The 9,675-nt window shown below is 66.3% G+C and carries 12 protein-coding genes and 1 pseudogene; 12 read left to right on the forward strand and 1 reads right to left on the reverse strand.

Annotation, left to right across the window (positions count from 1 at the left end; translation table 11 throughout):
- Window positions 1–391: pseudogene (locus tag RT567_RS09995) on the forward strand (3-oxoadipyl-CoA thiolase); the annotation flags it as partial.
- On the forward strand, window positions 388–1,176 hold the full coding sequence (gene pcaD / locus RT567_RS10000; RefSeq protein WP_313576218.1) for a 3-oxoadipate enol-lactonase: 789 nt from the start codon (window positions 388–390) through the stop codon (window positions 1,174–1,176). The pseudogene RT567_RS09995 and the gene pcaD, both read left to right, overlap by 4 nt.
- On the opposite strand, the gene RT567_RS10005 is transcribed toward pcaD, so the two are convergent.
- Entirely contained in the window at window positions 1,157–2,113 is a 957-nt protein-coding gene (locus tag RT567_RS10005; RefSeq protein WP_313576220.1) for a LysR family transcriptional regulator, read from the reverse strand. The two genes, pcaD and RT567_RS10005, sit on opposite strands and share 20 nt — an antisense overlap.
- 157 nt (window positions 2,114–2,270) lie before the next feature.
- On the opposite strand from RT567_RS10005, the gene RT567_RS10010 reads away from it, so the two are divergent.
- The 10 genes from RT567_RS10010 to RT567_RS10055 form a co-directional block, all read left to right on the forward strand.
- The gene (locus RT567_RS10010) at window positions 2,271–2,564 is read left to right on the forward strand and encodes a phenol hydroxylase subunit (RefSeq protein WP_313576222.1); all 294 of its coding nucleotides are present in this window, start codon (window positions 2,271–2,273) and stop codon (window positions 2,562–2,564) included.
- A complete protein-coding gene (locus RT567_RS10015) occupies window positions 2,561–3,577 on the forward strand; it encodes a phenol hydroxylase (protein WP_313576224.1) in 1,017 nt (338 codons plus the stop codon). Before RT567_RS10010 ends, RT567_RS10015 begins: the two co-directional genes overlap by 4 nt.
- Entirely contained in the window at window positions 3,574–3,843 is a 270-nt protein-coding gene (locus RT567_RS10020; RefSeq protein WP_313576226.1) for an MmoB/DmpM family protein, read from the forward strand. Before RT567_RS10015 ends, RT567_RS10020 begins: the two co-directional genes overlap by 4 nt.
- Before the next feature lie 2 nt (window positions 3,844–3,845).
- Window positions 3,846–5,372 carry an aromatic/alkene/methane monooxygenase hydroxylase/oxygenase subunit alpha gene (locus RT567_RS10025; protein WP_313576228.1) on the forward strand — a complete coding sequence of 509 codons (1,527 nt, stop codon included), beginning with the start codon at window positions 3,846–3,848 and terminating at the stop codon, window positions 5,370–5,372.
- 12 nt (window positions 5,373–5,384) lie between these two features.
- On the forward strand, window positions 5,385–5,732 hold the full coding sequence (locus RT567_RS10030; protein ID WP_313576230.1) for a phenol hydroxylase subunit P4: 348 nt from the start codon (window positions 5,385–5,387) through the stop codon (window positions 5,730–5,732).
- Between the two features lie 10 nt (window positions 5,733–5,742).
- Window positions 5,743–6,801, forward strand: a complete 1,059-nt coding sequence (locus RT567_RS10035) for a 2Fe-2S iron-sulfur cluster binding domain-containing protein (protein ID WP_313576232.1) — start codon at window positions 5,743–5,745, stop codon at window positions 6,799–6,801.
- 115 nt (window positions 6,802–6,916) lie between these two features.
- A complete protein-coding gene (locus RT567_RS10040; protein WP_313576233.1) occupies window positions 6,917–7,816 on the forward strand; it encodes a transporter in 900 nt (299 codons plus the stop codon).
- A gap of 136 nt (window positions 7,817–7,952) precedes the next feature.
- Window positions 7,953–8,447 carry a DUF3302 domain-containing protein gene (locus tag RT567_RS10045; protein WP_313576235.1) on the forward strand — a complete coding sequence of 165 codons (495 nt, stop codon included), beginning with the start codon at window positions 7,953–7,955 and terminating at the stop codon, window positions 8,445–8,447.
- Window positions 8,447–9,235 (forward strand): biotin/lipoyl-binding protein, encoded by a 789-nt coding sequence (locus RT567_RS10050; protein WP_313576237.1) that lies wholly within the window; start codon window positions 8,447–8,449, stop codon window positions 9,233–9,235. Before RT567_RS10045 ends, RT567_RS10050 begins: the two co-directional genes overlap by 1 nt.
- A partial coding sequence (locus RT567_RS10055) for a hypothetical protein (RefSeq protein ID WP_313576239.1) occupies window positions 9,235–9,675 on the forward strand: 441 nt, incomplete at its 3' end. The genes RT567_RS10050 and RT567_RS10055, both read left to right, overlap by 1 nt.

A 9,675-nucleotide genomic window follows, 5' to 3' on the forward strand; every position in this document is an offset into this window, starting at 1 on the left:
CGCCCACGGCCTGACCCCGCGCGCCCGCGTCGTGGCCATGGCGGCCTCGGGCGTGGCGCCGCGCATCATGGGCGTCGGTCCGGTCGAGACGACGCGCAAGCTGTTCGGCCGCACCGGCCTGAGCATGGCCGACATGGACGTCATTGAACTGAACGAAGCCTTCGCCGCGCAGGCGCTGGCCGTGCTGCAGGAGCTTCAGGTCGATCCGCGCGATCCGCGCCTGAACCCCAACGGCGGCGCCATCGCCCTGGGCCATCCGCTGGGGATGTCGGGCGCCCGCATCGTCATGACGGCGGTGGAGCAGCTTCACCGCACCGGCGGCCGCTACGCCCTTTGCACCATGTGCATCGGCGTCGGTCAGGGCATCGGCATGATCGTGGAACGGGTATGAGCGAGCAACACATCACCGTCGGCGACGGCTGCCGTCTGGCCTGGCGGTTTGACGGGCCTGAAGACGCGCCGGTGCTGCTGCTGTCCAACTCTCTGGGCACGCGGATGGAGATGTGGGACGCCCAGATGGCCGCCTTCTCCGCCCGCTTCCGGGTCTTGCGCTACGACAGCCGGGGGCATGGCGCCTCGGATGCGCCTGCGGGGGCCTACGGCCTCGACCGGCTGGGCCGCGACGTGGTGGATTTGCTGGACGCGCTGGCGCTTGAGCGCGTCGCCTTCTGCGGGCTGTCGCTGGGCGGCATGATCGGCCAGTGGATGGGGGTGCGCGCCCCCGAACGGCTGGAGCGTCTGGTGCTGGCCAACACCTCGGCCTTCATGGGGCCGCCCTCGGCATGGGACGCCCGCATCGCCAGCGCCCTGTCACAGGGGATGGCGCCGCTGGCGGCGGCCTCGGTCGCGCGCTGGTTCACGCCGGAATTCGCCGCCCGCGCGCCCGGTCCGGTCGCCGTCATCGAGGCCGGGCTGCTGTCGACCTCGCCGCAGGGTTACGCCGGGTGCTGCGCCGCCATCCGCGACATGGACCTGAGACGGTTGGGCGGACTGATTGAAACGCCGACACTGGTCATCTCGGGCGACGCTGATCCGGCCACCCCGCCCGACCACGCCGCCGCCCTGGTCAAGGCCATTCCAGAATCCCAGCTGAAGGTGCTGGACGGCGCCCACCTGTCGAACGTCGAACAGCCCGACGCCTTCGCCGGGGCCGTGCTCAGCTTCCTCTCGGCCTGATCTGGCTGCGGGTGCGTTCGCGCACCAGGGCGCAGAAGCCGCCCAGCACCGAGGACCGGTTGTCGCGCAGATAGGCCAGGCTCAACTGCGTCTCCCGCTCCTGCCCCAACAGGGGCCGGTAGGCGACACCGTGCAACTGCGCCTCCGAGGTCGATTCCGGCACGAGCGACACCCCCGCCCCCACCGACACCAGCGACAGGGCGGTCTGGATCTCCAGCGTCTCCTGGGCGATCTCGGGGGTGAAGCCTTCGGTCCGGCACAGGTCCAGCACATGGTCGGCGAAGCTGGGCCGGGGCTGGCGCGGGTATAGAATGAAGGGCCGCACCGCCAGATCGGCCAGGGCGATGTGGCTCTGTTCGGCCAGGACGTCGGTGTCCGGCAGGGCCACGATCAGCGGCTCGCGCTGAACCACCTCGCTGACGATGTCGGGATCCTGAATGCCCGGCCGGGCGAAGGCCACGTCAATGGAGCGGTCGCGCAGCGCCACCCGCAGCTCGGCCGTATTCATGGCGTGCAGCACCAGTTCGACCTCGGGATACTGTTCGCGATAGGCGTTGAAGACGCCCGGCAGGATCGAAAAGGTCGCCGAGCCGACGAAGCCCACCTGGATCACCCCGACCAGCCCCTCGGCCGCGCGGCGCGCCACCCGCACGGCGTCAGCCACCCGCGCCTGAATGTCGCGGGCGCGCGGCAGCAGGGCCTCGCCCGCCGGGGTCAGCTGGATGACGCTGCGGCTGCGGTCGAACAGCAGGGCGCCGATGGCGTTTTCCAGGCTGGCGATCTGACGGCTGAGGGCGGGCTGGGCGATGTAAAGCCGTTCCGCCGCCCGGCCGAAGTGCAGTTCTTCGGCTACGGCAAGAAAATAGCGCAGACGCCGCACATCGACGCCCGAAAGGACGGCGCGGGGCAGAGGTTCCGGCTTCGGCGAGCGTTTCATTCCAACATCAGAGCCTGACGCCCGCCCGCAAGGCAATAACCAAAAGGCATCAGACTCTGCCCTTTTTGTATTGGCCCATTATCAGACCCTCCGACAGTCTTCGTTTCAGGGAACGGAACAACGAACCGCGAAAAGCGGTCCAACCCAGGAAACGAACATGACAGCGGCGCCCAGCCTGACCACGCGACCCAGCCCGTTTTCGAGCGGTCGCCCCAAGCTCCAGACCGTCGTCCGCAACCTGACGGACAACGGCATCGTGGAGTTCGACTTCATCTACGGCGACCCCGACCTGAGCGTCGAACTGGTCCTGCCGGTCATCGCCTTCCGAGAGTTCTGCCTGGAGAACGGCTGTCTGGTGACCGCCGCCGATCCCGCCGCCAGCCACGCCGTGCTGCGCCTCGTCAAGGACGGCCCCGCCGTCGCCCCTGAGCCTGTTGGAGCGTCACAATGAATATCGACCTCAAAGCTGAGGCGATCACGCCGCGGCGTCACACCTTCTCGCACATCGCGCGGCGCTTCGGCGTCGACAAGCCCGCCTCCCGTTATGAAGAGGCCACCTATGACGTCCAGCCGACGGCCAATTTCCACTATCGGCCGACCTATTCGCCGCAGTTCGAGCTGTACGACCCGCGCCGCACGCGCATCGTGATGAACGACTGGTACGTCTTCCGCGACCCTCGCCAGTTCTACTACGCCTCCTACAACATCAGCCGCGCGGCCATGCAGCAGTCGTTCGACGACGCGGTGAACTTCGTCGAGAAGCGCGATCTGGTCGCCGGCGTTGATCCGGCCTGGCGCGACCTGTTCGCCGCCTATCTGCTGCCGCTGCGCCATGTCGAATGGGCGGCGAACATGAACTGCCAGCTGATGGCCGACTGGGGCTATGGAACCCAGATCACCTCGGCGGCGGCCTTCTGCGGCGCCGATCGGTTGGGCATCGCCCAGGTCATCTCGCGCATCGGCCTGCTGCTGGGCCAGGGAACCGAGAGCGCCCTGGCCGACGCCAAGACGCAATGGCTGGAAGCCGATGTCTGGCAGCCCCTGCGCCGCCTGGCTGAAGACCAGATGGTCGTCCACGATTGGTTCGAGCTGTATGTCGCCCAGCTGATCGTGCTGGACGGCTACATCTATCCGCTGGTCACCGGCGCCTTCGATCGCGCCGGCGCCGCGCACAACGGCGCGCCCCTGTCGATGATGACCGGCTTCCTCGGCGACTGGTTCGCCGACAACAGCCGCTGGACCGATGCCGTGATCAAGGCGGCGGCCGCTGAATCGGACGCCAACCGCATTGTCCTGGGCGAGTGGTTCGAGCGCTGGTCCGTCCGCGCCGAAGAGGCCGTCCGCCCGATCGCCGCCATGGTGCTGGGCGACGAAGGCGACGCCGCCCTTGATGCCGTCGGCGCGCGCCTGCGCGAACGGATGGTCGGCCTGAACGCCCTTGAAGCCCGGGAGATGGCGGCATGATCAAGCCCGTTTCCATCAGCATTCAGAACACCCAGGACGGCTTCGCCATCATCGAAGCCATCCTGGCCGACAACCCCGAGGCCCAGAGCAACCCCTTCCCGGCCATGACCAAGATCGACTGCCCCGGTCGGCTGGAAATCCGCGCCGAGAGCGTTTCCGAACGCCTGGGCCGCGACTGGGATCCTCAGGAAATCCACCTCAGCGTCATCTCCCTGTCCGGTTCGGTGGACGAGGACGACGGCTCTCTGATCATCTTCTGGAGATAGGCATGACCCCGCGCAAAATGAGCCTGAAGCAGAAATACGGCGCCTATACGCGAGGTTTGGATTGGAAACCGACCTATCAGAGCGCCGACGACATCTTCCCCTTCGCCAAATATGAAGGGATCAAGATCCACGACTGGGACGCCTGGGAAGACCCCTTCAAGCTGACCATGGACGCCTATTGGAAGTTCCAGGCGGAGAAGGAGCGCAAGCTCTACGCCGTCATCGACTCCATGGCCCAGAACAACGGCCAGCTGGGCATCACCGACGCGCGCTATCTGAACGCGGTCAAGCTGTTCATCCAGGGCGTGACGCCGCTGGAGTATCAGGCGCACCGCCACTTCGCCCACCTGGCGCGGCACCTGCCGGGCGCGGGCCTGCGCGTGGCGGCCCAGATGCAGTCGATCGACGAGCTGCGTCACTGCCAGACGCAGATCCACACCATCAGCCACTACAACAAGTATTTCGACGGCATCCATGACTTCGCCCACATGCATGACCGCCTGTGGTACCTGTCGGTGCCCAAGTCCTTCTTCGACGATGCGACCAGCGCCGGGCCGTTCGAGTTCCTGACCTCGATCAGCTTCGCCTTCGAATACGTCCTGACCAATCTGCTGTTCGTGCCCTTCATGTCGGGCGCGGCCTACAACGGCGACATGGCGACGGTGACGTTCGGCTTCTCGGCCCAGTCAGACGAGAGCCGCCACATGACGCTGGGCCTAGAGGCCGTCCGCTTCCTGCTGGAACAGGACGAGGCCAATGTGCCGATCGTCCAGGGCTGGATCGACAAGTGGTTCTGGCGCGGCTACCGCCTGCTGTCTCTGGTCGGCATGATGATGGACTACATGCTGCCCAAGAAGGTCATGTCCTGGAGCGAAGCCTGGGAGACCTATTATGAGCAGGCGGGCGGCGCCCTGTTCGCCGACCTGGCCCGCTATGGCATCCGCGAGCCGAAATACGCCGACGTCGCCAAGGCCGAAAAGGGCCACATGACGCACCAGGCTTGGGGCATCTTCTACAACTACACCCACGCTGCGGCCATGCACACCTGGGACATCGACGAGGCCCACATGGCCTGGCTGCGCGAGAAATATCCGGACACCTTCGCCCAGCACTATGAGCCGCGCTATCGCAAGTGGCGCGAACAGGCTGACGAAGGGAAACGCTTCTACAACAACGGCCTGCCTCAGCTGTGTCAGGTCTGCCAGATCCCGATGGCCTTCACCGAGGTGGGCGATCCGAACACTATCAGCTTCCGCGTCTCGGAACACGGCGGCGACAAGTTCCACACCTGTTCGGACGGCTGCAAGGACATCTTCGACCACGAACCGGAGAAGTACGCCCAGGCCTGGCTGCCCGTGCACCAGATCTTCCAGGGTAACTGCGGCGGGGCGACCCTGCCCGAGGTTCTGGACTGGTACCACATCAACCAGGGGGCCGATAACATGGACTACGCCGGATCCCCCGAAGAAGATCAGTGGAACCGCTGGATGGAGGGGCGCCGCCCCGCCGTCCCGGTCGCGGCGGAATAGGAGGACAGCCCCATGGCCACCGCAAGCCTACATCCCGGTTACACCGGCCCCGTTCGCGACCGGGTCGAGAACTTCAATGGCGCCCAGCTGGTCTATGTCCACTGGGAGGAGCATCTGAACTTCTGCTCGGCGATCACCCTGCCCCTGCCGCCGCAGACGCCCTTCACCGCCCTGACCGGAGAGATCCTGCCGTCCCTCTATGCGGTGGATCCGGAATGGGCCGATGTCGACCTGTCCAAGGCCCGCTGGATGCTGGACGGCGCCGACTGGACGCCCGATCCGGCCCTGTCGCTGGCCGATCAGGGCGTCGGCCACAAGTCGCTGATCCGCTTCTGGACCGGCCCCTCCGCCACGGCCTGAGGACACGCCCATGCCGACCCTGACCATCGAACCGATCGGCGAGACCATCGAGGTCGCGCCCGGTCAGACCCTGCTGGACGCCTGCCTTCGGGCCGGCGTCTGGCTGCCCCACGCCTGCGGCCACGGCCTGTGCGGCACCTGCAAGGTCGAGGTGCTGGAAGGCGAAGTCGATCACGGCGGCGCCTCTCCCTTCGCCCTGATGGATTTCGAGCGGGACGACGGCAAGACCCTGGCCTGCAGCGCCATGCTGTTGGCCGACACGGTCATCGAGGCCGACGTCGATGAGGACGAAGACGCCCGCCGCATCGCCGTCAGAGATTTCGTCGGCGTGGTCGAGCGCCGCGAGTTGATCACGCCGGACATCCTCGGCCTATGGCTGCGGCTGGACGGCGAAGGGCTCGACTTTCAGGCGGGACAGTACGTCAACCTGCGTCTGCCGGGCATCGAGGGCACGCGCGCCTTCTCCATCGCCAGCAGCCCGACCGAGCCGAACCTGATCGAACTGCACGTCCGCCGCGTCCCCGGCGGCGCCGGAACCGCCTGGCTGCATGACGAACTGAAGACGGGCGAGAGCCTGAATTTCACCGGCCCGCTGGGGCGTTTCTACGTCCGGCGCTCGGCCGAGAAGCCGCTGATCTTCCTGGCGGGCGGATCGGGTCTGTCCAGCCCCAAGGGCATGATCCTGGACCTTCTGGAACAGGGCTATTCCGAGCCGATCACCCTGCTGCACGGCGGACGGCGGCCCTGCGACCTGCACTTCGGCGACCTGTTCCGTCAGCTGGAAGCCGAACACGACAACTTCCGCTACGTCCCCGCCGTCTCCCAGCCCGAGGCCGACGACGTCTGGGACGGCGAGACTGGATACGTCCACGAAGCGGCCGAACGGCTGTTCGAAGGGCGGTTCAGCGGCTGTCAGGCCTATCTGTGCGGGCCGCCGCAGATGATCGAGGCGGGCGTCATCGCCCTGATGAAGGGCCGCCTGTTCGAGCGGGACATCTTCATGGAGCGGTTCCTGACAGCGGGCGACGCCGAGGCCACAGCGCGCTCGCCCCTGTTCCGCAAGATCTGACGCCGAAACGCTGCGTCTGAGGGGGCGCGGCTCAACAAAAAACGGGCGGGTATCCGACCGGCGCATCCGCGCCGGACGGCGGCCTGCACCCAAAAACCAAGGGAGGGAAACGACAATGAAGACACTGAAGCTCACCACCGCCATGATGGCCGCCAGTTTGGCGATCGGGTTCGCGGGCGCAGCCCATGCAGGCGAAACGCGGGGCACGGCCTATGCCGACGGCGCGGAATCCCTGGGCGTGGCGCAACTGCCGCCGCCCGGAACCTATCTGCTGACCTACACCAACTATTACACCGCCGACCGGCTGAACGACGGCAACGGCGACAACCTGGTCCCGGACTTCTCGCTCAACGCCTTCGCCAACATCGCCCGTGTGGTCCACGTCAGCGACAAGACCTTCCTGGGCGCCACGGTCGCCGCCCACGCCCTGATCCCCGTCGTCAACCTCGACGTGAAGGCGGGCGGACAGAGCCAGAGCAATTTCGGCCTCGGCGACATCATCGTCAGCCCCCTGGTGCTGGGCTGGAAGAAGGGCGACTGGAACCTGGTCGCTACGGTCGACACCTTCATCCCTACCGGCGACTACAAGGCGGGCGACCTGGCCAACATCGGCCGCAACTACTGGACGTTCGAGCCGGTCTTCGCCGCCACCTACGCCCAGCCGGGCGGAGGATGGGAAGCCTCGGCCAAGGTGATGTACGACTTCAACACCACCAATGACGACACCGACTACAAGTCGGGCCAGAGCCTGCACACCGACGCGGCCGTAGCCTACACCACCGGCAAGCTGACGCTGGGCCTGACCGGCTACTATTACCGCCAGACCACCGACGACAAGATCGCCGGCGCCCGCGTCGGACCCGACGGCGTGCGCGGCGAGGCCTTCGCGCTGGGCCCTCTGGTCCGCTACGTCGTCGGCAACGTCCCCATCACCGCCCAATGGCAGCACGAATTCCACGCCGAGAACCGTCCTCAGGGCGACAAGTTCTGGATCAAGGCCGCCTTCCGCTTCTGACGGGCGCCATCTTAGCCAATAAGATATGAAGCGATTTTTCGCTCACCTCCGCTAAGCGCAACTGAAGTGCAGGGCGATCTGCCCTTCCCTTGCAGAGGAACCGGGCGATGAGGCGTTTTACTCTCTTGTTTTTCTTATGTTGGCATGGAGCACTCCTGCACACGCCTCGTTCCTGGAAGGCGATGCGCTTGACTCTGCCGCCAACGTCATTTCGTGGATCGCCATTCTGATCGTGCCAGTGGTGCTGGTCGGCGCCTTCTGGTGGGTCCACATCATGCCGGAGAAGATCGCCGAGAAGCGCGAGCATCCACAACTCGCCGCGATCAAGATCCTCTGCCTGCTCTCGCTGGTGTTCGGCGGTCTGCTGTGGCCCCTCGCCTGGGTGTGGGCCTACACGCGGCCAGTGTTTCACAAGATGGCCTACGGTACGGATACGCTCGACGAGCAGGGCCACGCCGGCGACGCGCTGGGCCTTGAACCCACGCCTGCGGAGGCCCCGCATGCGACGCCTGCGCCTTCGCCCGAAGACACCAGCGACCTGCGCCTGCGCATCGCCTCTCTCGAGAAGCAGTTGGCCGCCCTCGGCGCGCAGGCGCTCAGCCCCCGCAGCATCGAAGAAGGCGGCGCCTGATGGAAATCATCCTCCTACTGATCTACGCGGGCATCGTCTGGCTGCTCTTTTTCAAGTTCAAGCTTCTGCCCTGGACCTTTGTCAGCCAGGTGATCGTGATCACCCTGCCGATCATCGGCCTGACCGCGCTGGTCCTATTTCTCAATGTCGTGGCGCCCTCCTCGCCCGACGTCCGGGTGATCAACTACGTCGTGCAGGTCACGCCGCGCGTCACCGGCCGCGTGATCGAGGTGCCGATCGAAGCGAACACCCCGGTCAAGAAGGGGCAGGTTCTGTTCAGGATCGACCCTGAGCCGTTTGAGCAGAAGCTGCAGGAACTTCAGGCGAAACAGCCGGAACTTGAGGCCAAACTCGACACCGCCCAGGCGTTCCAGCGTGAACTCAACGAGCAGCTGAGGGGCGCACGTTCGGCGCGCGCCGCCTCGGAAGCCAAACTGGCGCTCGCTATTCGGCGCGAAGCGCAGACCCGTGAACTGGCGCATACCGGGGCCGGCTCGGCGTTCGACCATCAACAGGCCCAGACCGACGTCGCCAGCCTGCGCGCCGATCTCGCGCAGACCACGGCGAACGCCGCGCAGGTGCAACAGAAACTCTCGGCGCGAACGCCGAGCGGCGACCTGTCGGACGTCGCCCAGGCGCGCGCCGCTCTCGAGCAGCTCAAGGCCCAGATCGCCTACGCGAAATGGGAGCTGGATCAGACGGTGTACCGCGCCCCGGCCGACGGCACGGTCGTGAACCGCAACTGCGTCCCGGCTTCTACGCCGCGCAATTGCCGATGGCGCCGGTGATGTCCTTTGTCGAGGACGAACAGATGATCCTGGCGATGTATGCCCAGAACGAACTGCGCAATATCCGTCCCGGCGACGAGGCTGAGATCGCGCTGAAGACCTTCCCCAACCGCATCATTAAGGCGAAGGTGGATTCCATTGTCTGGTCGTCGGGCACAGGGCAACTCCCGCTCTCAGGCACTGTGCCGCAAACCGGCGCCGCGCCGATCCCGCCGGGCCGCTTCGCGGTGCGGCTGAGGCCGACGGGACGGGACGAGAAGACCTTCCTGCCGATGGGGGCCCAGGGAGTCGGCGCCGCGCAGCAGGCGCGCCTTGCCGCCGACATGGCGGTCGATGCGGAACGCCTGGTCAGCCTGAGCAATGACCGCCTCCGCGTCGGCGTGGGCACCGAAGCGGACCTCATGATGGCGCGCGCCAGCCACGCAGCCTACCGCGACGCC

Source organism: Brevundimonas sp. (genome assembly GCF_032107865.1).
GTDB lineage: Bacteria > Pseudomonadota > Alphaproteobacteria > Caulobacterales > Caulobacteraceae > Brevundimonas.